Here is a 25,522-nt window from a genome sequence, read left to right as displayed (position 1 = left end):
GGTGCCTCCGGGGCTTTTTAGTAGATGACCACGCCGCGGATGGACTCGCCGCGCTTCATGAGGTCGAAGCCCTGGTTGATGTCTTCCAGCGGCATGGTGTGGGTGATGAGGCTGTCGATGTCGATCTTGCCTTCCATGTACCAGTCGACGATCTTCGGCACGTCGGTGCGGCCCCGCGCGCCGCCGAAGGCCGAGCCTTCCCACTTGCGGCCGGTGACCAGCTGGAACGGCCGCGTGCTGATCTCCGCGCCGGCCTCGGCCACGCCGATGATGATGCTGCGGCCCCAGCCCTTGTGCGTGCATTCCAGCGCCTGGCGCATCACCTTGGTGTTGCCGATGCACTCGAAGCTGTAGTCGGCGCCGCCGTCGGTCAGCTGCACGATGGCATCGACGATGTTCTCGTGGTCCTTCGGGTTCAGGAAGTGCGTCATGCCGAACTTGCGGGCCATGGCTTCGCGCTCGGGGTTCAGGTCGATGCCGATGATCTTGTCGGCGCCCACCATCTTGGCGCCCTGGATCACGTTCAGGCCGATGCCGCCGAGGCCGAACACCACCACGTTGGCGCCGGCTTCCACCTTGGCGGTGAAGATCACCGCGCCGATGCCGGTGGTCACGCCGCAGCCGATGTAGCAGACCTTGTCGAAGGGCGCGTCCTCGCGGATCTTGGCCAGCGAGATCTCGGGCGCCACGGTGTAGTTGCTGAAGGTGCTGGTGCCCATGTAGTGGGCGATGGGCTTGCCGTCGAGGCTGAAGCGGCTGGTGCCGTCGGGCATCTGGCCCTTGCCCTGCGTGCCACGGATCAACTGGCACAGGTTGGTCTTGCGGCTCAGGCAGAACTTGCACTGGCGGCATTCGGGCGTGTACAGCGGAATGACGTGGTCGCCCTTCTTCAGGGTGGTGACGCCGGGGCCGACGTCGACCACGATGCCCGCGCCTTCATGGCCCAGGATGGCGGGGAAGATGCCTTCGGGGTCGGCGCCCGAGAGCGTGTAGTAGTCGGTGTGGCAGATGCCGGTGGCCTTGATCTCGACCAGCACTTCGCCGAATTTCGGGCCTTCGAGGTCCACGGTTTCGATGGTGAGCGGCGCTCCGGATTTCCACGCGACGGCGGCTTTGGTTTTCATGGTGTTGGGTTCTTCAGAAGGCGGGAGGGGTGAGGATACTCAGGCGGGGCCAGCGGGGAAGATACCCGACATGCCGATGAACCCGTGCACGTGGCGGACATTCCACACCCAGTTTCGCAGTGCGGGAAATTCGTCGAGCGAAATGCCGCCTTCGCCGGCCAGCGCCACGTACGGAAAGCAGGCAATGTCGGCAACGGTCGGCTCGGGCGCGGAGGCCAGCCAGCGCAGGCCCGCGCTGGCCTGTTCCGCCAGGTGGTCGTCGAGCACGCGGAACACGGCGCGCGCGCCGCCGCGGCAGGCCTCGATGTCCAGGTGGTGGTAGCCGAGCGCGTCGTGCAGCCGCGCGGCCGAGGCGGTACGGGTGATCTCGTCGGCGGTGGCGAGCCACATCGCGATCTGGCCGCGCAGCCTGGGGTCGCCGGGGTACCAGCGGCCCTGCGGGTCATAGCGGCTCGCGAGGTAGACCAGGATGGCCTGCGCATCGCGCAGCAGGAAGCCGTCGTCGTCGAGCACCGGCAGCTGGCCGAGCGGGTTGACCCTGGCCAGGAACGCGGCCGACTTGTGTTCGCGGCCCGGAAAGAAATCGACCGGCACCGTCTGGTATTCGACGCCGAGCCACGCCAGCATCTGCCGCACCTTGAAGCAGTTGCCCGACAGCGGGTAGTCGTACAGCTTCACGGTCATGCCGCCGCCCTCACGCCGAAGCGCATGCCGCGCTCGCGCAGCCAGCGCCGGTAGGTGACGGAGGAGGTGTCGCCGCGCGTCGGCGTCTCGGCGCGGCCTTCGAGCGGCATGCGCTTGAAGGCGTGGTTCTCCAGAATGGGCTTGTCCTGCCCGAAGATGGTGTGCTGGAAGGCGATGAGCTCCGCGTCGGTGGAGTCGTCGTCGAAGCAGGCGAGCATGGTGTGGGCGATGACATGCTCGTCGTCCACGGGCTGCAGGAAAAGGCCGATGGCGTCGAGCTGCCCTTCGCGGAAGCTCGACTTGTAGAGCATGGCCGAGAACGGCTGCATCACGCGGTACTTGTAGAGCACCTCGCTGCCTGAGCTGTCATGCGCGGCCGAGGCCCGGGGCTGCCAGAAGCGGCAGTCGGTGGCCCAGATCTCGCCGGTGGCGGGCTCGACCTGCACCTGGTATTGCGCCACCTCGGTGTGCGGCACCTTGCCGAGGTAGTCGGCATGCACGAAGGGAAAGTGCGCCATGTCCAGGAAGTTCTCGATCACGCGCAGGCCCGACACCGCCACGCCGATGCCGCCGCAGTCGATGGTGCGGCGGCCGGGCTCGCTGTATTCGGGAAAGTCGAACAACGGGCGCGCCGGTTTGCCGCTGGGGCAGGCCCAGAGGTAGCCGTAGCGCGACTGCACGGCCAACGCCCGGTCGCCGAGGCGGCACCGGGGCGTGCCGTCGGAGTCGTCGATCCACAGCTGCACGGTTTCCCCGAGCAGACGGGTGGTGCGGGGTGCGGCCGTGGCGGGGCCGATGACGAGCCAGTCGTCGAGCATGTTGGGGTCGTCGGTGACGAAGGGCATGGGATCTTTCAGCCGAGGGCTTCGATGTCGGCGCGCAGGCTGCGCGCGGCGGTGTGCAGGGCCTGCATGGCGAGGGAGCCCGGGGCGGCGTCTGTCCAGAGGTGGACGAAGGCGAGCCGGGGCTGGGCGTCGAGCACGAGCGCGGCGGCGGCCACCCCGTCGAGCTGGCCGCGCCAGGCGCCCGAGGCTGCTTCGGCGATCAAGCCGCGTTGCGCCAGTGCCGCTCGCACGGTGTCGGCGGGCGTGTTCACGGTCAGCGTGCGGCAGAAATGCCAGCCGGCGGGCACGGCGTCGGCCAGGGCCGGTGCCGCGGGCGTCGCCTCCGGCGACAGGCGGACCCAGAGCATTCCGGCAGCCTCCGCCGTCGCGAAGGTCCTGGCGCAGACATTGCGCGGCACCTGCATGGCCGGGTGCGCCGGGATGCGGGTGCATTGCCCGCTGCCGGCCGCGTACTGCCAGCCGTGGTACGCGCAGGCCAGGTGGTTGTCGACCACCTGGCCCAGCGTGAAGCGCACGCTGCGGTGCGGACAGCGGTTTTCCCAGGCCTGCGCGGTGCCGTCGGTGGCGCGCCAGAGCGCGAGTTCCTTGCCTTCGGCAAAGCCGGCGACGATGTTGTCGCCGGGGCGCAGGTCGGCCGAGCGCGCGACGGGGTGCCAGACGGCGGTGTTCTGTGTGTTCATGGCGGTGATACCGTACCGCTTCCCACGCACCGATGAAAGCCACATGGAGAGACGCTACTTTTCATTCCTGCAACGCCGGGCCGCATGAGCCGGATCGATCTTGCGCTGGTCGAGGCCTTCGTGCTGGTCGCGAAGAGCGGCAGCCTGACCAGGGCCGAAAGCCTGTCGGGCACGTCCAAGGCCACGCTGAGCAGGCAGCTCACGCGGCTCGAAGAGTTGCTGGGTGCCCAGCTGCTGCTGCGCAGCCCGCGCCGCATCGCGCTCACCGAGGCGGGGCGCGCCTTTCTGCTGCGCGGCGAGGGGCTGCTCGACGAAGTGACGGGCCGGCTCGAGGCGGCCAGCACGGAGATCCACGAGCTGACCACGGGCGTGTCGGGACGCCTCTCGCTGCTGTCGGACACGCAGTTCAGCACCTCCTTCGTCTGCCACGTGGTCAAGCTTTTCCTGGAATCGCACCCCGAGGTGCGCTGCCAGCTCGACGTGGCCAACGGCTTCCATGCCCCGCGGATCGGCGACGTCGACTGCTATGTCTGCGCCGAGCCGCCCGACGCGCCGAACCTCGTGGCCAAGCTGCTGGGGCGGCTGAACTACGGGCTCTACGCGAGCCCGCAGTACCTGGCGCGGCACGGTGCGCCGTCGTCGCCGGCTGAGTTGGCCGCGCACCAGTCCATCGTGATGAAGGAGCCTTCTTCGGGGCGTTCGCAGGTGCTGCTGGTGTCGGGCGCGCAGAGCTTTGCCTTCCAGCCTGAGCCAGCCTTCGAGACCAACGACCACTGGGTCATGAAGACCTTCTGCATCGACGGCCTGGGCATCGCGCTGCTGCCGGCCTTCTTCGTGCGGCCGGAGGTGGAGCAGGGCGTGCTCATGCCGGTGCTGCCGCAGTGGCAGCCCGAGCCGCGCCGCATCTACTGCGCCTACCAGCGCCAGCGCTACATGGGGCAGAAGCTGCGGGCCTTCGTCGACCTGATGGCGCGCTGCGTGGTCGACATCGACTCTTACAACTACTACGTCGGCTCATCGGCCGCGCGGCGCCGCAGGGTGGCCGCGAGACCATAATCGGCACCTGCCAGACCGACCCTCATTCATACAGCCATCATGAAGAAAATCCTCGTCCTCAACGGCCCCAACCTCAACCTGCTCGGCACGCGCGAGCCTGAACAGTACGGACGCGACACGCTGGCCGACGTCGAACGGCTGTGCAAGGAAACCGGCGCCAAGCACGGCGTGGAAATCGAATGCCGCCAGTCGAACCACGAAGGCGTGCTGATCGACTGGATCCAGGAGGCCGGCCGAGAGGTGGCGGCGGGCAACATGCTGGGCGTGGTGATGAACCCGGGCGCCTACACGCACACCTCGATCGCCCTGCACGACGCCATCAAGGGCGCGAGCGTGCCGCTGATCGAACTGCACATCTCGAACGTGCACGCGCGCGAGCAGTTCCGCCACCACTCGTACATTTCGCCGGCGGCGAAGGGGATCATCGTGGGCCTGGGCGTGAAGGGCTACACGCTCGCCATCGCGGCGCTGGTGCCCTGACTGCCCTGAACTAGTACTGCTGCTTCGGCGCCGCCGCCTTCCAGCTGCGGCTGACGCGGCCCTGGCTGTCGACGCTTTCCAGGTGCACGTCGAAGCCCCAGAGCCGCGCGACGTGCTTCAGCACCTCTTCGGCGCCGTCGTGCAGCGGCAGGTGGTTGCGCTGCGTATGGCGCAAGGTCAGCGAACGGTCGCCGCGCGTGGCCACGTTCCAGACCTGGATGTCGGGCTCGCGGCTGCCGATGTCGTACTGGCGTGACAGCGATTCGCGCAGCGCGTGGTAGCCGCTGTCGTCGTGGATGGCCGACACCTCCAGCTCCGACTCGCTCTGGAAATCGCGGATCGAGAACAGGCGCAGGTCGCGCATCGTCTTCGGGCTCAGGAACTGGCCGATGAAGCTCTCGTCCTTGAAGTTGCGCATGGCGTAGTCGAGCGTCTTGACCCAGTCGGTGTCCACGAAGTCGGGGAACCAGCGGCGGTCTTCCTCGGTCGGCTTCTCGCACACGCGGCGCAGGTCGGTCATCATCTTGAAGCCGAGCGCATACGGGTTGATGCCGCTGTAGGCGCGGTGCCCCACCGGCGGCTGGTAGATCACGCCGGTGTGCGAGCTGAGCCATTCCATCATGAAGCCGTCGGCGAGCTGGCCCCGGTCGTACATGGTGTTGAGCAGCGTGTAGTGCCAGAAGGTGGCCCAGCCTTCGTTCATGACCTGGGTCTGGCGCTGCGGGTAGAAGTACTGCGCGATCTTGCGCACGATGCGCACCACCTCGCGCTGCCAGGGTTCGAGCAGGGCGGCGTTCTTCTCGATGAAATACAGCAGGTTCTCCTGCGGCTCCGACGGGAAGCGCTTCGACGAATCGGCCTCGGCAGCCTGCTCGCTCTTGCGCGGCAGGGTGCGCCAGAGGTCGTTCACCTGCTGCTGCATGTGGCGCTCGCGTTCGGCGCGCTGGGCGCTTTCCTGCGCCAGCGAACGCTTCTGCGGACGGCGATAACGGTCGACGCCGTAGTTCATCAGCGCGTGGCAGGAGTCGAGCAGCTGCTCGACCGCATCGAGGCCGTGGCGCTCCTCGCATTCGGCGATGTAGTGCCGCGCGTAGACCAGGTAGTCGATGATGGACGAGGCATCCGTCCACATGCGAAACAGGTAGTTGCCCTTGAAGAAGCTGTTGTGGCCGTAGGCCGCATGCGCGATCACCAGGGCCTGCATGGCCATGGTGTTCTCTTCCATCAGATAGGCGATGCACGGATCGGAGTTGATGACGATCTCGTAGGCCAGCCCCATGTGGCCGCGCTTGTAGTTCTTCTCGGTCGAGATGAACTGTTTGCCGTACGACCAGTGGCGGTAGATCATGGGCATGCCCACGCTGGCGTAGGCGTCCATCATCTGCTCGGCCGTGATGACCTCGAGCTGGTTCGGGTACACGTCGAGGCCGTAGCTCCTGGCCGTCTTGGCGATCTCGGCGTGGTAGGTCTCGATGAGTTCGAAGGTCCAGTCGGAGGGGCTGGGCAGGCGTTCGTGAACACGGTCGGTGATCATGATGTCACCCCTTCCTTCTTGAACAGGTCGCGGAAGACCGGATAGATATCCTGCGCGTCGGACACCTTGCGCATCGCGAAGTTGGGCTGCACGCCTTCGAGCTGCTGGTACTCCTGCCACAGGTTCTGCTCGGTCTCGGCCACCTGCACGTAGGCGTAGTAGCGCACCACGGGCAGGATGTTGTCGACCAGCAGCTCGCGGCAGCGGCCGCTGTCCTGGTGCCAGTTGTCGCCGTCGCTGGCCTGCGCGCCGTACACGTTCCACTCGCCGCTGGGGTAGCGCGCCTTGATGATCTCGTCCATCAGCACGAGCGCGCTCGACACCACGGTGCCGCCCGTTTCCGTGGCGTGGAAGAACTCTTCCTCGGTCACCTCCTGCGCCTGCGTGTGGTGGCGCAGGAACACGAGGTCGATCTTCTCGTAGTGCCGCGTGAGGAACATGTACAGCAGCATGAAGAAGCGCTTGGCCATGTCCTTGCGCGCCTCGTCCATGGAGCCCGACACGTCCATCAGGCAGAACATCACCGCCTTGGCGCTGGGCACGGGCGTCTTCACGCGGTTGCGGTAGCGCAGGTCGATCGGGTCGATGTAGGGCACGTGCCGCATGGTGCGGCGCAGCTCGGCGATGCGCTCCTCGGTCTCGCGGATCTCGTTCTGCACGAGGGCCTGCGCGGCCTGCGGATGCTGCTTCAGCTGCTCGAGGTGCGCCTCCAGGCGCTTGAGTTCCTTGCGCGGCTCGCCGCCCAGCGCGATGCGGCGGGCGAGGGCGCCGCGCATCGAGCGCACCACGTGCAGGTTGTTGGGGGAGCCGTCGCTGGTGAAGCCGGCGCGGTGGCTCTTCCACTCGGGCACGTCGGCGATCTGCGTGCGAATGAGGTGCGGCAGCGCGAGGTCGTCGAAGAAGACGCGCATGAACTCCTCGCGCGTGAGGCGGAAGACGAAGTCGTCCTCGCCTTCGCCGCCGTCGCTGGCTTCCCCGCTGCCGGAGCCGCCGCCGCCCCCGCCTTCGGGGCGCTTGATGCGGTCGCCCTTCAGGTATTCCTGGTTGCCCGGGTGCACGTATTCGCGGTCGCCGCCACGCGCATGGCCGAACACGGGCTCGGACACATCGTGGCGCGGCAGGGTCACGTCTTCGCCTTGCTCCAGTTCGCGGATGTTGCGCCCGCTGACGGCGCGCCTCACCGCTTCCTGGATCTGCCCCTTGTAGCGCCTGAGAAAGCGCTCTCGGTTGCCAATGGACTTGTTCTTGCCCGATAGCCGGCGGTCGATGATCTGCTGCAGGATGGCCACGATGTCTGCTCCCTTAATGACGGATCACGCATTCCTTCGTGAAACGCCGTGGAACCGGCTTTGCCGGGCCGCTGGCGTTGCCCCCTGCAAGGGGGGCGGCGAAGCGACACGAAGTGCGCGAAGCCTGGGGGTGTGCCATATCAAGAGCTTTTGCGCACCCGCAGATACCACTCGCAGAGCAGGCGCACCTGCTTGGCGGTGTAGCCCTTCTCCACCATGCGCGTCACGAAGTCCTCGTGCTTCTTCTGCTCGTCGGCGCTGCTCTTGGTGTTGAAGCTGATCACCGGCAGGAGCTCCTCGGTGTTGGAGAACATCTTCTTCTCGATCACCGCGCGCAGCTTCTCGTAGCTGGTCCACGCCGGGTTGCGCCCCGCGTTGCCGGCCCGTGCGCGCAGCACGAAGTTGACGATCTCGTTGCGGAAGTCCTTCGGGTTGCCGATGCCTGCAGGCCGCTCGATCTTCTCGAGTTCGGCGTTGAGCGAGGCGCGGTCGAACACTTCGCCGGTGTCCACGTCGCGGAACTCCTGGTCCTGGATCCAGTAGTCGGCGTAGGTCACGTAGCGGTCGAAGATGTTCTGGCCGTACTCGCTGTAGCTCTCCAGGTAGGCGGTCTGGATCTCCTTGCCGATGAACTCGGCGTAGCGCGGCGCCAGTAGCTCCTTGATGTAGCTGATGTACTTCTGCTCGACCTCGGGCGCGAACTGCTCGCGTTCGATCTGCTGCTCTAGCACGTACATCAGGTGCACCGGGTTCGCGGCCACTTCGGAGCTGTCGAAGTTGAAGACCTTGGAGATGATCTTGAAGGCGAAGCGCGTGGAGACGCCGCTCATGCCCTCGTCGACGCCCGCGTAGTCGCGGTACTCCTGGATCGACTTGGCCTTGGGATCGGTGTCCTTGAGGTTCTCGCCGTCGTACACCTGCATCTTGCTGAAGGTGCTGGAGTTCTCGGGCTCCTTCAGGCGCGTGAGCACCGAGAGCTGGGCCATCATGCGCAGCGTTCCCGGGGCGCAGGGTGCCTTGGCGAGCGACGAATTGCGCACGAGCTTCTCGTAGATCTTGATCTCTTCGGAGGCGCGCAGGCAGTAGGGCACCTTGACGATGTAGATCCGATCGAGGAAAGCCTCGTTGTTCTTGTTGTTGCGGAAGGCCTTCCACTCGCTCTCGTTGCTGTGCGCGAGCACGATGCCGTCGAAGGGGATGGCGCCGAAGCCTTCCGTCCCCTTGAAGTTGCTTTCCTGCGTGGCCGTGAGCAGCGGATGCAGCACCTTGATGGGCGCCTTGAACATTTCCACGAACTCCAGCAGCCCCTGGTTGGCCAGGCACAGGCCGCCGGAGTAGGCGTATGCGTCGGGGTCGTCCTGGGCGTAGGTCTCGAGCTTGCGGATGTCGACCTTGCCGACCAGCGAGGAGATGTCCTGGTTGTTCTCGTCGCCGGGCTCGGTCTTGGCGACGGCGATCTGCCGCAGCACGGACGGGTAGCGCTTGACGACCTTGAACTGGCGGATGTCGCCGCCGTACTCCTCGAGCCGCTTGACGGCCCAGGGCGAGAGGATCCGGTTCAGGTAGCGGCGGGGGATGCCGTATTCCTTTTCGAGGATCTCGCCGTCTTCCAGCGCGTCGAAGAGGCCGAGCGGGGATTCGTTGACCGGCGAACCCTGTATCGCGTAGAACGGCACGTGCTCCATGAGCTGCTTCAGGCGCTCCGCGATGGAGCTCTTGCCGCCACCCACCGGGCCCAGCAGGTAAAGGATCTGCTTCTTTTCTTCCAGTCCCTGCGCGGCGTGGCGGAAATAGGACACCACCTGTTCTATGGCGTCTTCCATGCCGTAGAACTCCTTGAACGCCGGGTAGATCTTGATGACCTTGTTGGCGAAGATGCGCGACAGACGGGGGTCGTTGCGCGTGTCTACCAACTCCGGCTCGCCGATAGCCTTGAGCATTCGCTCGGAGGCCGTGGCATACGCGGTGGGATCGCGCTTGCAGATGTCAAGGTAGTCCTGCAGCGAGATGACTTCCTCGCGTGTGCGCTCGTAGCGGGCGGCAAAGTTGCTGATCACATCCATGGTCACGCCTCCATCAAGAGTCAGTGGGCTTTTGGCCCGATGGCGTGCAACAAAGGCTTTGCGCAACATTTAAGGTGTGCCTGCCCTTGGCTGCATGCCGCGGAAAACTCCCTTACAACAATCTGCTAACAATCAGCATAAAGCAAAGATTGAACCCGGCAAATCATTTGTTAATTCAGAACCACGCTATCAAGTAAAGTTCCGCGAAAAACAAGGAACAAATTTCCGGATTTCGGCTAAATTCAAGGGCTGACTTTTTGATTTTCTCCGGGTGAAAACGCCTATGTCGAACGGCCATTGGCCGTTTTTGATTTTTCTCCGGGAAAAACTCGCCTATTGAGCTTCAAGTCTCAAAAAAACCTGCCTTCTTCTGCAATAACGCGCGATCTGCCGTTTGGTTTATTGCTCTAACAAAAAAATATAAAAGCAATCCTCGCGCCACCTCGCGATAGGCGGTTTGCGCCAACCGGCGTGGGAACGCCGCCCGTGCCCGCACCAACTTGGTGATCCATGAAAGACAAAGGGCCGCGATCGCGGCCCTTGCAGTGGATGTGGTGCGGTCATGTCACCGCGGCGGCATCGAGTTCAGCTGAAGAACTCCTTCGCCTTGTCGAACCATCCCTTGTCGGTCGGGCTGTGCTTCTCGCCGCCCTTCTTGAGAGAGTCGTCGAGGTCCTTCAGCAGCTTGCGCTGGAACTCGGTGAGCTTCACGGGCGTCTCTACGCGCACGTGGCAGTACAGGTCGCCGGGGTAGCTCGAGTTCACGCCCTTGATGCCCTTGCCGCGCAGGCGGAACTGCTTGCCGCTCTGCGTGCCTTCGGGAATGTCGATGGCTGCCGCGCCCTTGAGCGTGGGCACGTTGATCTCGCCGCCCAGCGCTGCCGTGGTCATGCTCACCGGCACCACGCAGTGCAGGTTGTCGCCGTCGCGCTCGAAGATGTCGTGCTTCTTGAGGCGGATCTCGATGTACAGGTCGCCCGGCGGGCCGCCGTTGACGCCCGGCTCGCCGCTGCCGGTGACGCGCATGCGCTGGCCGTCGTCGATGCCCGCGCGGATCTTCACTTCGAGCGTCTTGTTGCGCTTGATCTTGCCCTGGCCATGGCATGCGGTGCAGGGCTCGGGAATGATCTTGCCGCTGCCGTGGCAGGTGGGGCAGGTCTGCTGCACGCTGAAGAAGCCCTGGCGCATCTGCACGGCGCCCGCGCCGTGGCAGGTGGTGCAGGTGATGGGCTTGGTGCCGGGCTTTGCGCCCGAGCCGTGGCAGGTGTCGCACTCGTCCCAGGTCGGGATGCGGATCTCGGTCGTCTTGCCTTCCGCGGCTTCCTCGAGCGTGATCTCCATCGCGTAGCTGAGGTCGCTGCCGCGGAACACCTGGCGCCCGCTGCTGGTGCGGCCGCGGCCGCCGCCGCCGAACACGTCGCCGAAGATGTCGCCGAAGGCTTCCGCGAAGCCGCCGAAGCCTTCCGCGCCCGGACCGCCGCGCATGTTGGGGTCGACGCCGGCGTGGCCGTACTGGTCGTAGGCTGCGCGCTTCTGTCCGTCGGACAGCATTTCGTAGGCTTCCTTCACCTCCTTGAACTTGGCCTCGGCGTCCTTTGCGGTGTCGCCGTGGTTGCGGTCCGGGTGGTGCTTCATCGCGAGCTTGCGATAAGCCTTCTTGATTTCGTCCTCGCTCGCGTTCTTGGGGACGCCGAGGGTTTCGTAGTAGTCGCGTTTGGTGGCCATGGCAGGTCGGTCAGCAGATCAGGGAAGCAGCGGGAACTCGGGTAACTTGAAGCGAGAAAGGCTGGAGCACCTGCGCAGGTGTTCCAGCCTTGCCGAAGGGTCTGAAGATCAGCCCTTCTTGACTTCCTTGACTTCGGCGTCGACCACGTTGTCGTCTGCCTGCGCATGTGCGCCGGCTTCCGCGCCCGCCGGACCCGAAGCTGCCGAGGCGCCGGCCGCGGCCTGCGATTCGGCATACATCTTCTCGCCGAGCTTCTGGCTCGCGGTCATCAGCGTGTTGGTCTTTTCCTCGATCGCGGCCTTGTCTTCACCCTTGAGGGCTTCTTCCAGGTCCTTGATCGCGGCTTCGATCGCATCCTTCTCGGCGGCTTCCAGGCTGGCGCCGTGCTCGCCCAGCGACTTCTTCACGCTGTGGACCATGGCTTCGCCCTGGTTGCGGGCCTGCACGATCTCGAGCTTCTTCTTGTCGTCGGCCGCGTTCAGCTCGGCGTCCTTCACCATCTTCTGGATCTCGTCTTCGCTCAGGCCCGAGTTCGCCTTGATGGTGATCTTGTTTTCCTTGCCGGTGCCCTTGTCCTTGGCGCCGACGTGCAGGATGCCGTTGGCGTCGATGTCGAAGCTCACCTCGATCTGCGGCGTGCCGCGCGATGCCGGCGGAATGCCTTCGAGGTTGAACTCGCCGAGCAGCTTGTTGCCCGAGGCGATGTCGCGCTCGCCCTGGAACACCTTGATGGTCACGGCCGGCTGGTTGTCCTCGGCGGTCGAAAAGGTCTGCGCGAACTTCGTCGGGATGGTCGTGTTCTTGGCGATCATCTTCGTCATCACGCCGCCCATGGTCTCGATGCCCAGCGACAGCGGGGTCACGTCGAGCAGCAGCACGTCCTTGCGGTCGCCCGAGAGCACCTGGCCCTGGATCGCGGCGCCGACGGCCACGGCTTCGTCGGGGTTCACGTCCTTGCGCGGTTCCTTGCCGAAGAAGGCCTTCACCTTGTCCTGCACCTTGGGCATGCGGGTCATGCCGCCGACCAGGATCACGTCGTTGATGTCGCCCACGCTGATGCCGGCGTCCTTGATGGCCAGGCGGCAGGGAGCGATGGTGCGCTCGATCAGCTCGTCGACCAGGCTTTCGAGCTTGGCGCGGGTGAGCTTGATGTTCAGGTGCTTCGGACCCGTGGCATCGGCCGTGATGTAGGGCAGGTTGATGTCGGTCTGCGCGCTGTTCGACAGTTCGATCTTGGCCTTTTCAGCGGCTTCCTTCAGGCGCTGCAGGGCCAGCACGTCCTTGCTCAGGTCGACGCCCTGTTCCTTTTTGAACTCGCCGATGATGTAGTCGATGATGCGCTGGTCGAAGTCTTCGCCGCCCAGGAAGGTGTCGCCGTTGGTCGACAGCACTTCGAACTGCTTTTCGCCGTCGACGTCGGCGATCTCGATGATCGACACGTCGAAGGTACCGCCGCCGAGGTCATACACGGCGATCTTGCGGTCGGCCTTGTCCTGCTTGTCCAGGCCGAAGGCCAGGGCGGCAGCGGTGGGCTCGTTGATGATGCGCTTGACGTCGAGGCCCGCGATGCGGCCGGCGTCCTTGGTGGCCTGGCGCTGGGCGTCGTTGAAGTAGGCCGGCACCGTGATCACGGCTTCGGTCACGGTCTCGCCGAGGTAGTCTTCGGCGGTCTTCTTCATCTTGCGCAGGATGTCGGCGCTGACCTGCTGCGGGGCCATCTTCTTGCCGCGCACTTCCACCCATGCGTCGCCGTTGTCGGCCTTGGCGATGGTGTAGGGCATCAGGTCGATGTCCTTCTGGACTTCCTTTTCCTCGAACTTGCGCCCGATCAGGCGCTTGATCGCGTACAGCGTGTTCTTGGGGTTGGTGACGGCCTGGCGCTTGGCCGAGGCACCGACCAGCACTTCACCGTCTTCCTGGTACGCGACGATCGACGGCGTGGTGCGCGCACCTTCCGAGTTCTCGATCACACGCGTGGTGTTGCCTTCCATGATCGACACGCACGAGTTGGTGGTGCCGAGGTCGATGCCGATGATCTTTGCCATGTTCTTACTCCTGAAAGCCTGAAAAATATGTTGTTATGAACTTGTGGATAACCCGTCGCGATTCAAGGCATGAAGCGGGGATTTCCTGTGGGAATCTTGTGTGCGGGTGTTGGCTGGGGCCAATTACTTCGGCGCGCTGACCGTGACCAGCGCCGGGCGCAGCACGCGCTCGTTGATGGTGTAGCCCTTCTGCAGGACGGTCACCACCGTGTTCGGCTCCTGGTCGGCGGGCACCACCGAGATGGCCTGGTGCTGGTGCGGGTCGAACCTGGTGCCGGGGGCGGGGGTCACTTCGATCACCTTGTTGCGTTCGAGCGCGCTCTTGAGCTGGCGCAGCGTGGCTTCGGCGCCTTCGCGGATCTGCTCAGGCGTGGCGTCCTTGACGGCCAGGCCGGCTTCGAGGCTGTCGGTCACCGGCAGCAGGCTTTCGGCAAAGGCCTCGACGGCGAACTTGCGGGCCTTGGAGACTTCCTCGTCGGCGCGGCGGCGGGCGTTCTGCACGTCGGCCTGGGCGCGCAGGTACTGGTCGGCCAGTTCGGCGTTCTTGGCCTGCAGGGCAGCCAGCTCGCCTTGGGCCTGCGCCAGTGCGGCGAGGGCATCGGCTTCGTTGGCGGCTTGCGCGGCCTCCAGTTCTTCGGGGCTTGGCTCGCCTTGCAGCATTTGCGAATTCTGTGCGGATTGTTGCGGGTCAGACATTTTTCAAAGAACCGGCGTGAGCCGGAAAACAAACGATAGCCAGCCACTTGGGGCTGGCCAGAAGCATTTCAAGCGAAAAAAAGCAGCAAAAAGCGCCGCGCAGGCATGAAAAAGGCCCGAAAACGGGCCTTGGGGCCGTCGGCGCGAACGCTCAGTGCGCGTCGAGCAGCTCTACGTCGAACTTGAGCGTGGCGTTCGGGGGGATCACGCCGCCGGCGCCGCGGGCGCCGTAGCCCAGCGATGCGGGGATGATCAGCGTGCGCTTGCCGCCGATCTTCATGCCGGCCACGCCTTCGTCCCAGCCCTTGATGACCTGGCCGGCACCCAGCGAGAACGCGAACGGGTCGTTGCGGTCGCGGCTGGAGTCGAACTTGGCGCCCTGGGTGCCGTCGTTGTAGAGCCAGCCGGTGTAGTGCACGTGCACGTGCTGGCCAGCCTTGGCTTCGGCGCCGGTGCCGACTTCGGTGTCTTCGTATTGCAGGCCGGAGGGGGTGGTGGGCATGGGAAACGCTCCTTGCGTCGATGTGAGAAGAATGAATCGAAGGCGCGGAGTTTAACGAGGCCGGATTCGCCCGGCCTGTCGTCTGTCAGCCGTGGCTGGTGTCGTCGCCGGGCTGCGCGGGTGTGGGAGCGGGCGCCGCGGCCGGGGTTTGCGGTTCAGGCGCCGGGACGGCAGCGGCGGGTGCGGGGACTGCCTGCGCAGCGGGTGCCGCCGCCTTCTTGATCTGCCCCAGCTGCCACTTGCCGGCAAACGCCTGCAGGTCGGACAGCCGCTTGAGCAGGTCCTGTCCGCTGAGCGTGAGGCTGTAGCCGTCGCTGCCGTGGCCGACGATGCCGGCCTCGCGCAGTTCCTTGATGCGGGTATTGAGCGTGTTGGGAGTGATGCCGCCCACGCTGTCCTGCAGCAGGCGGAAAGTCTGGGCATGACCGTCGCGCAGCGCCCAGAGCACGCGCAGTGCGTAGCGGGCTTCGAGCAGGGCGAGCAGCTGGCTGACGGCTGCGTTTTCCTTGGTACTCATCGACATCATCTCCTCGAAGCTGGGCGGGCCGCCGACCTGGGGGCAGGGGCGATGGCGCGCGTTCTCTTGTATGTGGTTATGAACCGTCAGGGTGGCAGACGACTATAGCGCAAAGGATCGTGATGCTACTAGTTTTATAGCTGCGAACGCAAGCGGCATGCGGGTTGTGAGACAAAGCCTCACAAATTGGAGTAATTGGCCATGGCTTCGCCCAGCCGGATCGCGCGCCCTGGGGACCACGCCGGGTTGAACGCCAGCGCAGGCGCCGGGAACAGCATGACGACCGTCGAGCCGAGCAAGAAACGGCCCATCTCGTCGCCCTTGCGGATGTCGATCTGCTGGTCGTTGTAGCTCCACTCGCGCAGTTCGCCCACGCGCGGCGGATTGACCACGCCGTGCCATACCGTGGCCATGCTGCCGACGATGGTGGCGCCCACCAGCACCAGCACGAAGGGGCCGTGCGCCGACTCGAACACGCACACCACGCGCTCGTTGCGCGCGAAGAGGCCGGGCACGCCGCGCGCCGTGGTCGGGTTCACCGAGAACAGGTCGCCCGGCACGTGGATCATGCGCACCAGCCGACCGTCGCAGGGCATGTGGATGCGGTGGTAGTCCTTCGGGCTCAGGTAGAGGGTCGCGAAACTGCCGTGCGCGAACTTGGCCGCCAGCGTGGCGTCGCCGCCGACCAGCGCGGTGGTCGTGTAGTTGTGGCCCTTGGCCTGGAAGATCTGGTCGCCCTGGATCGGGCCGAACTGGCTGATCGCGCCGTCCACCGGGCAGGTCAGGTCGGCCTGCGCGAGCGGGCGCACGCCCGGCTTGAGCTCGCGCGTGAAGAACTGGTTGAAGCTCTTGTAGTGCTCGATGTCCGACTCGAGCGCCTCGCCCATGTCCACGCCGTACTTGGCCACGAAACGCCGGATGATCCACGTCGTGACCGCCCCCCGCTCCTTGCCCGCGACCCAGCCGGCGAAATTGGTCAGGGCCTGCTTGGGGAACAGGTATTGGGGCAGTACGGCGGAGCGGTCGGACACGTGGTGGGGGCCTGGAATGCGAATTGGAGGGGCATTCTATAAAGGGCTTCCCGGGCGGGGCCTAGGAAGCTTCCCTCGGTATTGGCCACGCGGGCCACCGGCGCGGCGTTGCGTGCTAGTCGGCCTTGATTCCCGCGGCCTTGATCACCTGCGCCCACTTTTCCACTTCGGCCTTCTGGAAGGCCGCGATCTGCGTGGTCGTCAGGTCGGCCGGCTCCATGCCGAAGCCCTTGAGCTTGTCCTGCATCTCGGGTGTCGCGAGGATCTTGCGGATCTCGGTGTGCAGCCGGTCGACCACGGGCGCCGGCGTGGCGGCGGGCACGAAGATCGCCTGCCACGACACCACTTCGAAGTCCTTCAGGCCCGGCAGGCCCGACTCCGCGATCGTCGGCACGTCGGGCAGCGAGGCCAGCCGCTTCGACGACGTCACCGCGATGGCGCGCAGCTTGCCGCTCTGGATGTGCGGGCCGGCCACCACCGTGGTGTCGAACATCATGTCGACCTGGCCGCCGATCGCGTCCTGGATCGCCGGGCCGCTGCCCTTGTACGGAATGTGCGTGAACTTCACGCCCGACTTGTAGGCCAGCAGTTCGAGCGCCAGGTGCTGCGACGTGCCCGTGCCCGCCGAGGCCGACGACAGCCCGCCCGACTTGGCCTTGCTGGCCTCCAGGATGTCCTTCAGCGTCTTGTACGGGCTGTTCTGGCTCACCACCAGCACCACCGGGTTGGTGCCGATCAGCGTCACCGGCGCGAACGACTTGATCGGGTCGTAGCCGATCTTGGGATACAGGCTCACGTTGATGGCGTGCGAGCTGATCGTGCCGCCCACCAGCGTGAAGCCGTCCGGCGCGGCGCGTGCGCCGACCTCCGAACCCACGCTGCCGCCGGCGCCGCCCTTGTTGTCGATGATCACGCTCGTGCCCAGCACCGGGCCGAGCTTCTGCGCGATGAGCCGGCCCAGCACGTCGGTCGTGCCGCCCGCGGGAAAGGGCACGAGGTAGGTGATGGCCTTGCCCGTCGGCCAGTTGCCGCCGCCCTGCGCGAAGGCTGCCGGAAGACCGGCGGCGAGCGAAGAGGCGAGGGCGGTGCGGATGAGTGTGCGGCGTTGCATGGTCTTGTCTCCTTGGATTTCAGCGCGGCTCAGGGCTTGATGCCGAGCTTGGTGATCAGCGCCTTGAAGTACTCGTTGTCCTTGGCCAGCGTTTCCTTGAAGGCGGCGCCGTCGGTGTAGGCGTAGCCCAGGTTCTGCTTGTCCATCACCTCGCGCAGCAGCGGCTCCTTGGCGGTCTTCGCGGCGATGTCGCGCAGCTTGGCCATCACTTCGGGTGGCGTGTTCTTCGGCGCGCCGAGGCCGCGCCAGGTGCCGATGGAAATGTCGATGCCGCGCTCCTTGGCGGTCGGCACCTTGTCGAAGGCGGCCAGGCGCTTGTCAGCCATCACCATCAGCATCTTGAGCTTGCCGGCCTGAACGTAGGTCGACACCTCGGCCGGGCTCACGGCCACCGCGTCGACGTGGCCGCCGAGCAGCGCCAGCACGGCCGGGCCCGCGCCCTGGAACGGAATGTGGTTGAACCTGGCGCCGGTCTTGTCCTCCAGCGCCGACGCGGCCAGGTGCCAGATCGAGCCGGTGCCCGAGTTGCCCACGCCCAGCTCGCCCGGCTTCTTCTTGGCCGCGGCCAGGAATTCCTCGATGGTGTTGTAGGGCGAGTCGGCCTTCACCGTGATGGCGGCCGGGTCGGCGTTGAGCTGCGCGATCGGCTGGAAGTCGTCGTAGTTGAACTTGGCCAGGCCCAGGTGCGGCAGCGTCAGCAGCTCGACCGTGAGCACGGCCAGCTTGTAGCCGTCGGGCCGCGAATGGATCACCTCGTTCCAGCCGATGGCGCCGCCGGCGCCGGGGCGGTTCACGATCACGATGCTCTCGGACATGTGCTTGCGGCTCGCGTCGGCGAAGGCGCGGGCCAGCGCGTCGGTGCCGCCGCCGGGCTGGTAGGGCACGACCAGCTCGACCGTGTGGTTCGGGTAGTCGTTGCCGGCTGCTTGCGCGGCGGGCGCCGCAAGGCCGAATGCAAGGCCGACCGCGCCCGAGAGGGCCGCGAGCTTGCGCAGGAATTTCGTCGTCATCTGTCTCGTCTCCGTTGTTCGTCTTGCTGTTGCTGGAAAAAAGCGTTCGCGGTCAGGGCATGTACTGCCCCCCGTTCACTTCGATCACCTGCCCCGTGACATAGCCCGAGAGCTGGTCCGAGGCGAGATACAGGAAAGCGCCGACACACTCCTCGGGCTCGCCGAGGCGGCCCATGGGAATGCTGGCGCGGAAGTTGTCGAGCATCGCGGGCGTCGAGAAGCGGTCCTGGAACGGCGTCTGAATGACGCCCGGCGCCACCGCGTTCACGCGGATGCGGTCGCCCACCAGTTCCTTCGCAAGGCCGTGCGTGGCCGTGCTCACGAAGCCCTTGGAGCCCGCGTACAGGTACGCGGCCGGCCCGCCGCCGGTGCGCGCCGCGACGGAGGTCACGTTGATGATGTTGCCGCCGCCCTGCGAGCGCATCAGCGGCACCACCTCGCGGCAATAGGCGAGCACCGAGCGCGCGTTGATGTGCATCACCTCGTCGAACAGCGCGTCGTCGAACTCGGCGATGGGCACGCGCTTGACCAGGCTGCCGGCGTTGTTGACCAGCACGTCGATGCCGCCGAACTCGGCCACCGTCTGCTTCACGCTGTCGCGGATCGCGCCGGTGTCGCGCACGTCGGCCTTCACGGCCACTGCCGCGCCGCCCGCCGCGCGGATGGTCTCGACCACCTGGTTGGCCGCGGCCGCCGAGCTGTTGTAGTGCACCGCCACGCGCATGCCGCGCGCCGCGAACGCAATGGCCACCGCAGCGCCGATGCCGGTGCTGGCACCGGTGACGAGGGCTGTCTTGTCCTTGAGGTCTTCCATGTGTGTGCTCCGTACGGGTTGTTCAGGTCACCGGCGCCGGGTTGAAAAGCACCAGCGCGTTGTGCAGCTTCCAGTGCTCGGCCCAGGTCTTCTTGCGGCCGCTGGCCACGTCGAGCATCAGGTGGAACATCTCCCAGCCGATGTCTTCGATGGTGGCCTCGCCGTCGGCGATGCGGCCCGCGTTCACGTCCATCAGGTCGTGCCAGCGGCGCGCCAGGTCGCTGCGCGTGGCGACCTTGATGACCGGCACTTCGGCCAGCCCGTAAGGCGTGCCGCGGCCGGTGGTGAACACATGCAGGTTGATGCCGGCCGCCAGCTGCAGCGTGCCGCAGATGAAGTCGCTGGCCGGCGTGGCCGCGTAGATCAGGCCCTTCTGCGTGGCTTTCTCGCCCGGCGCCAGCACGCCGGTGATCGGCGCCGAGCCCGACTTGACGATGGAGCCCATCGCCTTCTCGACGATGTTCGACAGGCCGCCTTTCTTGTTGCCCGGCGTGGTGTTGGCGCTGCGGTCGACGCGGCCCTTCTGCAGGTAGGCGTCGTACCAGGCCATCTCGCGGATCATGGCTTCGGCCACCTCCGGCGTGGAGGCGCGCGAGGTGAGCTGGTCGATGCCGTCGCGCACCTCGGTCACTTCCGAGAACATGACCGTGGCGCCCGCGCGCACCAGCAGGTCGGTGCAGAAGCCCACGGCGGGGTTCGCGGTGACGCCGGAGAACGCGTCGCTGCCGCCGCACTGCACGCCCACCACCAGTTCGCTGGCCGGCACGGTCTCGCGGCGGCGTGCGTTCAGGCGCGCCAGGTGCACCTCGGCCTGCCGCATGACCGAATCGATCATCGACATGAAGCCGATGTGCTCGTCGTCCTGCAGGCAGACCACGTCGAGTTCCGCCTCGCCTTCGGCTTCACCGCGCTTGTCGACGATGGGAATGCTGCCCGGCGGCAGGAGCCGCTCGGGCTGCAGCTTCTCGCAGCCCAGGCTCACCACCATCACCTCGCCGCCGAAGTTCGGGTTGAGGCTGATGTTGCGCAGCGTGCGAATCGGCACGATGGCGTCGGGCGCGTCGATGGCCACGCCGCAGCCATAGCCGTGCGCCAGCGCCACCACGTCGTCCACGTTCGGGTACCTGGGCAGCAGCTCGGCCTTGATGCGCTGCACCGCGAAGTCGATCACGCCGGCCACGCATTGCACCGTCTCGGTGATGGCGAGGATGTTGCGCGAGCCCACCGAGCCGTCGGCGTTGCGGTAGCCCTCGAAGGTGTAGCCCTCCAGCGGCGGCAGGGCGGGGGGCTTGACGGTCGCGATGGGCAGGCCGTCGAGCTCGGGCGCCAGCGGCATGCGCATCACGCGCTCGTGCACCCAGCTGCCGCGCGGCAGCGCCTTCTGCGCATAGCCGATCACCACGTCGTAGCGGCGGATGGCGTCGCCTTCGGCCAGGTCGACCAGCGCGACCTTGTGGCCCTGGGGTACGTTGTCCACCAGCCGCAGGCCGTCGGCGAATTCGGCGCCGGCCTTCAGCCCGCCATCGTTGGCGACGATGGCCACGTTGTCGTTGGCGTGGATGCGGATGTAGAGCGGTGGACGTGAGCTTTCGGGCATCGCGGTTTCCTTTGCTTACTTCACCACCATGAACATGCTGGGCAGCCAGGTCGAGAAGGCTGGCACGAATGTGACCACCCCGAGCGCAAAGATCAATGCCCCATAGAACGGCCAGATGGTGCGCATCACCGTTCCCACCGAAACACCGCCGATCGCGCAGCCGACGAATTGCGTCGTGCCCACGGGCGGCGTGTTCAGGCCCAGCGCGCAGTTGATCAGCATCACGATGCCGAACTGCACCGAGGTCATGCCGTAGTGCTGGGCGATGGGCAGGAAGATCGGCGTGCACAGCAGGATGGTGGCTGCCATGTCCAGGAAGGTGCCGAGCACGAACAGGATGATGTTGATCAGCAGGAAGATCACCCAGGGCGTGCTCGTCACCTGCGACAGCATCTGGCCCGTGAGCTCGGCCACGCCATACAGGCTGATGAGGTAGCCGAAGGTGCTGGAGATGCCGATCAGCAGCAGGATCACGCCGGTGGTGCGCACCGCCTTCGAGGCCGCCTTGATGAAGTGTTCCCACTTCAGCGTGCGGTACACGAAGATCGTGAGGCCCAGCGCATACAGCACGGCCACCGCGGCCGATTCGGTGGCCGTGAACACGCCCGAAAGAATGCCCCCCAGGATCAGCACCACGATGAACAGGCCCGGCAGCGCCGCCGCGAACGAGCGCGCCACGATGGACCAGCCCGGGAAGCTGCCGGCCGGATAGCCGCGCTTCACCGCCACCAGGTAGGCGGCTGCGAGGTTGCTGATGGTGAGCACGGCGGCCGGCAGCAGGGCCGCCAGGATCAGCGCCGCGATCGACACCTTGCCGCCGGCTGCGAGCGAATAGATGATCAGGTTGTGGCTGGTGGGCATCAGCGCGCCGACCAGCGCCGCATGGGTGGTCACGTTGACTGCGTAGTCGGCGTGATAGCCCTCCTTCTTCATCATCGGGATCATCACGGCGCCCATGGCCGAGACGTCCGCCACGGGCGAGCCCGAGACGCCGCCGAACAGCGTGCAGGCCACCACGTTCGACATGCCGAGCCCGCCGCGGACGTGGCCCACGAGGTCGCGCGCCAGGTTGACGATGCGGTCCGCGATGCCGCCGTAGAGCATCAGCTCGCCCGCGAAGATGAAGAACGGGATGGCGAGGAACGAGAAGATGCCCATGCCGGACGTCATCTGCTGGAAGCCCACGGCCAGCGGCAGGCCTTCATAGAGCAGCGTGGCCAGTGCCGACAGGCCGATGGAAAAAGCGACCGGCACGCCCAGCAGCAGGAAGAGCGTGAACGAGAGGCAGAGAATGAGCAGAGGAATGGTCATGGTGGCTCAGGCCCAGGCAGGTTCGACTTCGCGGCCTTGGGCGAGCGCGATGATGTGTTCGATGGAGAACATCACGATGAGGACGCCCGAGATGGCGGCGGGCACGTATTTCCACCCCTCCGAGATCCAGAGCGTGGGCAACCTGTAGTCCCACACCGATTCGGCGAGCGAGGCGCAGTTCCATGCCATGGCAACGCCGAACAGCAGGATCAGTGCGTGGATGAGGTATTCCATCTTCAGCCGCAACCAGTCGGGTGCGAGCACGAGGAAGGATTCGAGCCCGATGTGGCCCGCGTCGCGAACGCCCACAGCCACGCCGAGCATGGTGACGTAGAGCACCAGCAGCAGCGCGAGGCTTTCGGCCCAGGTGGGGGTGTTGTTCAGCACGTAGCGGCCGAACACCTGCCAGCTCACGGCGCAGATCACCGCGACGAGACCGAAGATGCCCAACCACATGCAGGCACGTGCGAGGGTGCGGCAAAGTTTGGTGTACATAGATTTTCTTTGCCCTTCCCCCGAGGGGGAAGGAGGGAAGCGGGTCGAGCCGGCGAGGGCGGGCTTACTTCGTGTCCTGCACGCGCTTGACGAGGTCTTTCAGCTTCGCGTCGGTGATGAACTTGTCGTAGACCGGCTTCATCGCGGCCTGGAACGGAGCCTTGTCGACTTCGATGATCTCGGCGCCGCCGGCCTTCACCGTGGCAAGCGACTTCACTTCACGCTCTTCCCACTGCTTGCGCATGTAGGGCACCGATTCCTTGGCGGCCTGGCGGATCCAGCCCTGCTCTTCGGCGGAGAGCTTGTCCCACACGCGCTTGGAGAACAGCAGCATCTCGGGCGCCATCGAGTGCTCGGTCTTGCTGTAGTACTTGGCCACTTCGAAGGCGCGCGCGCTTTCGTACGTGGGGTAGTTGTTCTCGGCGGCGTCGATCAGCCCGGTCTTCAAACCGGTGTAGACCTCGCCCATGGGCATCGGCGTGGCGTTGGCGCCCATGGCCTCGAGCATCGACACCCACAGGTCGGACTGCTGCACGCGCACCTTCAGGCCCTTCATGTCGGCGAAGCTGCGCACCGGCTTCTTGGCCGTGAACATCGAGCGCGCGCCGCTGTCGTAATAGGCCAGCCCCACGAAGCCCTGCTTCTCGCACGACTTCAGGATCTCTTCGCCGATCGGGCCGTCGAGCACCTTGTGCAGGTGGTCGACCGAGCGGAACAGGAAGGGCATGGTGGGCACCTGCGTCTCGGCGCAGATGTTGTTCATGGGCGCGATGTTCACGCGCACCATCTGCAGCGCGCCGATCTTGGTCTGCTCGATCGTGTCTTTCTCGCTGCCGAGCGAACTGTTGTTGAACACCTTGATGCTGTGCTTGCCGCCGGACAGCGCCTTCAGGCGCTCGCTCATGAACTTCACCGCGGTCACGGTGGGGTAGTCGTCGGGGTGGATGTCGGCCGAACGGAACTCGGTGGCGTGTGCAGCCATGGTGGTCAGCGCGGCTGCTGCGCACGCGGAAAGTGCGATCAGTGTCTTCTTTGCGAATTTCATTTGTCTCGTCCTCTGCTTTGGTGGTTGTTGAAAAGGGTTCAGGCGCCGAAGGCCGGCTCGGGCATGCCCTGTGCGCCGGGCCGCAGCGCGAACACGCCGCCGGCCAGTGGTTGGTCCGACAGGTCGATGCCGCCGGGCCGGATGGAGGTGACGAAGAGGGTGTCGAGCCCGGCGCCGCCGAAGGCGCACATCGCGGGTTTCTTCACCGGCACTTCGAGCGAGCGGTCGAGCCGGCCGTCGGGCGTGAAGCGGTGCACCAGCCCGGCGTCGTTGCCGCAGATCCAGTAGCAGCCGTCGGTGTCCATGGCCGCGCCGTCGGGGCGCCCGGGCAGGGGCTTCATGTCGATGAAGAGGCGACGGTTGCCGGGGGTGCCGGTTTCCGTGTCGTAGTCGAAGGCCCAGACGGCCTGCACCGTGGGGTGCGAGTCCGAGAGATACATCGTGCGGCCGTCGGGGCTGAAGGCCAGGCCGTTGGGCACGACGAGGTCGTCGAGGCGCAGGGCGGCGCTGCTGTCGCCCCTGCCGTAGCTGTAGAGCCGGCCCACGCGTGCGCCCGCCGCCATGTCGAGCAGCATCGTGCCGGCCCAGAAGCGGCCCTGGCGGTCGCAGCGGCCGTCGTTGAAGCGCATGGCCGGGGCGGCGTGCTCGACGGGCGCCAAAGACGAGGCGGCCAGCGTGCCGTCGGCCTGGGGCTTGAGCGAGAACAGGCCGCTTTCCATGCCGGCGATCCATTCGCCCGGCACGTCTGCGCGCGGCGCGATGCAGGCGATCATTTCGCCGGCGGTCCACTTCGCGTGGCCTTCGCCCGCATGCCAGCGGTTCAGCGTGCGCGCCGGAATGTCGACCCAGTAGAGCGCCTGTTCGCGCGCATGCCACACCGGGCTTTCGCCGGTGCCGTTGCGCGCATCGAGAACGAGTTCAGCGCTCATCGCCGAACGGCCCTTGTGCCGTGAAGGCGCCGCCCTGGTAGATGGCGTTCGGGTCGGTCGGCGCGACGGGCGGCTGTGCCTCGACCTTGTCGCGGAACACTTCAGAGCTGTCGCGCGGCAGGAAGCCCAGGTGCGCGGCGGCGCTGTTGTCCCACCACACGTCGCGGTTGTTCGACATGCCGTAGACCACCGTGTGCTTCACGTCCGGCGTGAACAGCGACTTCTCGATCAGCGCGGTCAGGTCGTGGTAGCTGAGCCAGGTGCTCATCATCCGGCGGTTGGCCGGCTCGGGGAACGAGGAGCCGATGCGGATGCTGACGGTCTCGATGCCCCAGCGGTCGAAGTAGAACTGCGCCACGTCCTCGCCGAAGGACTTCGACAGGCCGTAGTAGCCGTCGGGCCGGCGCGGCGCATGCGCGTCGATGTGCTCGCTCTGCTTGTAGAAGCCGATCACGTGGTTCGAGCTGGCGAACACCACGCGCTTCACACCATGGCGGCGCGCGGCCTCATAGATGTGGAACACGCCCTTGATGTTGGCTTCGAGGATTTCCTCGAACGGCCGCTCGACAGACACGCCGCCCAGGTGGACGATGGCGTCGCAGCCGTCCACCAGCGCATCGACCGCCGCCTTGTCCGACAGGTCGCAGGGCACGACTTCCTCGTGCGCATCGGCGGCCGGCGCCAGCGAGGCGATGTCCGAGAGCCGCAGCACCTCGGCGAATGGCTTGAGCCGCTCGCGCAGCACCTTGCCGAGGCCGCCGGCGGCGCCGGTCAGCAGGAGGCGGTTCATCTTGTTGTCTTTCATCTTTGCCCGTCCGTGCACGCAGTGGTTGCGGTTCCCGGCAGCCCGCCGTCGCGGTGTCTTGCCGACGGCAGCGGCCGGTACGATGCCGGCAGGGCGAGGTCGAATGGGCGCTGCATGTCGGTGCCGTGGAAAC

At 66.0% G+C, this 25,522-nt stretch carries 24 protein-coding genes; 2 read left to right on the top strand and 22 right to left on the bottom strand.

Features of this window, described 5'->3' with window-relative positions:
* Positions 1–17: 17 nt before the first annotated feature.
* From AC1RVW_RS07135 to AC1RVW_RS07120, 4 genes are read right to left on the bottom strand one after another with little or no spacing between them, the layout of a single operon-like run.
* Entirely contained in the window at positions 18–1,124 is a 1,107-nt protein-coding gene (locus AC1RVW_RS07135) for an S-(hydroxymethyl)glutathione dehydrogenase/class III alcohol dehydrogenase (RefSeq protein WP_493198917.1), read from the bottom strand.
* Between the two features lie 39 nt (positions 1,125–1,163).
* The gene (locus AC1RVW_RS07130) at positions 1,164–1,808 is read right to left on the bottom strand and encodes a glutathione S-transferase family protein (protein ID WP_493198915.1); all 645 of its coding nucleotides are present in this window, start codon (positions 1,806–1,808) and stop codon (positions 1,164–1,166) included.
* Complete coding sequence (locus tag AC1RVW_RS07125) at positions 1,805–2,653, bottom strand: aromatic ring-hydroxylating oxygenase subunit alpha (protein WP_106937384.1); 849 nt, start codon at positions 2,651–2,653, stop codon at positions 1,805–1,807. Before AC1RVW_RS07125 ends, AC1RVW_RS07130 begins: the two co-directional genes overlap by 4 nt.
* Positions 2,654–2,661: 8 nt before the next feature.
* The gene (locus tag AC1RVW_RS07120) at positions 2,662–3,333 is read right to left on the bottom strand and encodes a Rieske 2Fe-2S domain-containing protein (protein WP_493198913.1); all 672 of its coding nucleotides are present in this window, start codon (positions 3,331–3,333) and stop codon (positions 2,662–2,664) included.
* A gap of 84 nt (positions 3,334–3,417) precedes the next feature.
* Between AC1RVW_RS07120 and AC1RVW_RS07115 the strand changes: the two genes are divergently transcribed.
* Together AC1RVW_RS07115 and aroQ are read left to right on the top strand one after the other, a co-directional pair.
* Positions 3,418–4,389, top strand: a complete 972-nt coding sequence (locus AC1RVW_RS07115; RefSeq protein WP_493198911.1) for a LysR family transcriptional regulator — start codon at positions 3,418–3,420, stop codon at positions 4,387–4,389.
* Positions 4,390–4,428: 39 nt separating this feature from the next.
* A complete protein-coding gene (aroQ, locus tag AC1RVW_RS07110) occupies positions 4,429–4,869 on the top strand; it encodes a type II 3-dehydroquinate dehydratase (protein WP_081268598.1) in 441 nt (146 codons plus the stop codon).
* 10 nt (positions 4,870–4,879) lie between these two features.
* Here the strand turns inward: aroQ and AC1RVW_RS07105 are convergent, their stop codons facing one another.
* From AC1RVW_RS07105 to AC1RVW_RS07020, 18 genes are all read right to left on the bottom strand, one after another.
* Positions 4,880–6,403 carry a SpoVR family protein gene (locus AC1RVW_RS07105; RefSeq protein ID WP_081268599.1) on the bottom strand — a complete coding sequence of 508 codons (1,524 nt, stop codon included), beginning with the start codon at positions 6,401–6,403 and terminating at the stop codon, positions 4,880–4,882.
* Positions 6,400–7,692 carry a YeaH/YhbH family protein gene (locus AC1RVW_RS07100; protein ID WP_409195928.1) on the bottom strand — a complete coding sequence of 431 codons (1,293 nt, stop codon included), beginning with the start codon at positions 7,690–7,692 and terminating at the stop codon, positions 6,400–6,402. The genes AC1RVW_RS07105 and AC1RVW_RS07100 overlap by 4 nt, the downstream gene beginning before the upstream one ends.
* Positions 7,693–7,832: 140 nt before the next feature.
* The gene (locus AC1RVW_RS07095) at positions 7,833–9,755 is read right to left on the bottom strand and encodes a PrkA family serine protein kinase (protein ID WP_106933825.1); all 1,923 of its coding nucleotides are present in this window, start codon (positions 9,753–9,755) and stop codon (positions 7,833–7,835) included.
* A 585-nt stretch (positions 9,756–10,340) separates the two neighbouring features.
* On the bottom strand, positions 10,341–11,480 hold the full coding sequence (dnaJ, locus tag AC1RVW_RS07090; RefSeq protein ID WP_205367295.1) for a molecular chaperone DnaJ: 1,140 nt from the start codon (positions 11,478–11,480) through the stop codon (positions 10,341–10,343).
* A 108-nt stretch (positions 11,481–11,588) separates the two neighbouring features.
* The gene (gene dnaK / locus AC1RVW_RS07085) at positions 11,589–13,526 is read right to left on the bottom strand and encodes a molecular chaperone DnaK (protein WP_081268602.1); all 1,938 of its coding nucleotides are present in this window, start codon (positions 13,524–13,526) and stop codon (positions 11,589–11,591) included.
* Positions 13,527–13,649: 123 nt separating this feature from the next.
* Complete coding sequence (grpE, locus tag AC1RVW_RS07080) at positions 13,650–14,222, bottom strand: nucleotide exchange factor GrpE (protein ID WP_493198907.1); 573 nt, start codon at positions 14,220–14,222, stop codon at positions 13,650–13,652.
* 151 nt (positions 14,223–14,373) lie between these two features.
* Positions 14,374–14,724 (bottom strand): FKBP-type peptidyl-prolyl cis-trans isomerase, encoded by a 351-nt coding sequence (locus AC1RVW_RS07075; RefSeq protein WP_056590059.1) that lies wholly within the window; start codon positions 14,722–14,724, stop codon positions 14,374–14,376.
* Positions 14,725–14,809: 85 nt separating this feature from the next.
* Entirely contained in the window at positions 14,810–15,241 is a 432-nt protein-coding gene (locus tag AC1RVW_RS07070) for a winged helix-turn-helix transcriptional regulator (RefSeq protein ID WP_493198905.1), read from the bottom strand.
* A 179-nt stretch (positions 15,242–15,420) separates the two neighbouring features.
* A complete protein-coding gene (gene asd / locus AC1RVW_RS07065; protein ID WP_493198903.1) occupies positions 15,421–16,272 on the bottom strand; it encodes an archaetidylserine decarboxylase in 852 nt (283 codons plus the stop codon).
* 115 nt (positions 16,273–16,387) lie between these two features.
* Positions 16,388–17,383: a Bug family tripartite tricarboxylate transporter substrate binding protein gene (locus AC1RVW_RS07060; protein WP_409195926.1), complete on the bottom strand. Its 996-nt coding sequence runs from the start codon at positions 17,381–17,383 to the stop codon at positions 16,388–16,390.
* 29 nt (positions 17,384–17,412) lie between these two features.
* Positions 17,413–18,393: a tripartite tricarboxylate transporter substrate binding protein gene (locus AC1RVW_RS07055; protein ID WP_409195925.1), complete on the bottom strand. Its 981-nt coding sequence runs from the start codon at positions 18,391–18,393 to the stop codon at positions 17,413–17,415.
* A 52-nt stretch (positions 18,394–18,445) separates the two neighbouring features.
* Positions 18,446–19,207 carry an SDR family NAD(P)-dependent oxidoreductase gene (locus AC1RVW_RS07050; protein WP_106933829.1) on the bottom strand — a complete coding sequence of 254 codons (762 nt, stop codon included), beginning with the start codon at positions 19,205–19,207 and terminating at the stop codon, positions 18,446–18,448.
* A 22-nt stretch (positions 19,208–19,229) separates the two neighbouring features.
* The gene (garD, locus tag AC1RVW_RS07045; RefSeq protein WP_493198899.1) at positions 19,230–20,804 is read right to left on the bottom strand and encodes a galactarate dehydratase; all 1,575 of its coding nucleotides are present in this window, start codon (positions 20,802–20,804) and stop codon (positions 19,230–19,232) included.
* Positions 20,805–20,819: 15 nt separating this feature from the next.
* Positions 20,820–22,115 (bottom strand): TRAP transporter large permease, encoded by a 1,296-nt coding sequence (locus tag AC1RVW_RS07040; protein WP_081268609.1) that lies wholly within the window; start codon positions 22,113–22,115, stop codon positions 20,820–20,822.
* A 6-nt stretch (positions 22,116–22,121) separates the two neighbouring features.
* Positions 22,122–22,610: a TRAP transporter small permease gene (locus AC1RVW_RS07035; protein ID WP_081268610.1), complete on the bottom strand. Its 489-nt coding sequence runs from the start codon at positions 22,608–22,610 to the stop codon at positions 22,122–22,124.
* Positions 22,611–22,674: 64 nt separating this feature from the next.
* Positions 22,675–23,655 carry a TRAP transporter substrate-binding protein gene (locus AC1RVW_RS07030; protein WP_081268611.1) on the bottom strand — a complete coding sequence of 327 codons (981 nt, stop codon included), beginning with the start codon at positions 23,653–23,655 and terminating at the stop codon, positions 22,675–22,677.
* A gap of 38 nt (positions 23,656–23,693) precedes the next feature.
* Positions 23,694–24,584 carry an SMP-30/gluconolactonase/LRE family protein gene (locus AC1RVW_RS07025; RefSeq protein WP_493198895.1) on the bottom strand — a complete coding sequence of 297 codons (891 nt, stop codon included), beginning with the start codon at positions 24,582–24,584 and terminating at the stop codon, positions 23,694–23,696.
* Entirely contained in the window at positions 24,574–25,374 is an 801-nt protein-coding gene (locus AC1RVW_RS07020; protein ID WP_493198893.1) for an NAD-dependent epimerase/dehydratase family protein, read from the bottom strand. Before AC1RVW_RS07020 ends, AC1RVW_RS07025 begins: the two co-directional genes overlap by 11 nt.
* Positions 25,375–25,522 lie beyond the last annotated feature (148 nt).

It is taken from the genome of Variovorax sp. MPBD4-3 (assembly GCF_058809745.1).
Note: the sequence above shows the minus strand (reverse complement) of the source record. Positions and strands in the feature narration are given on the sequence as shown.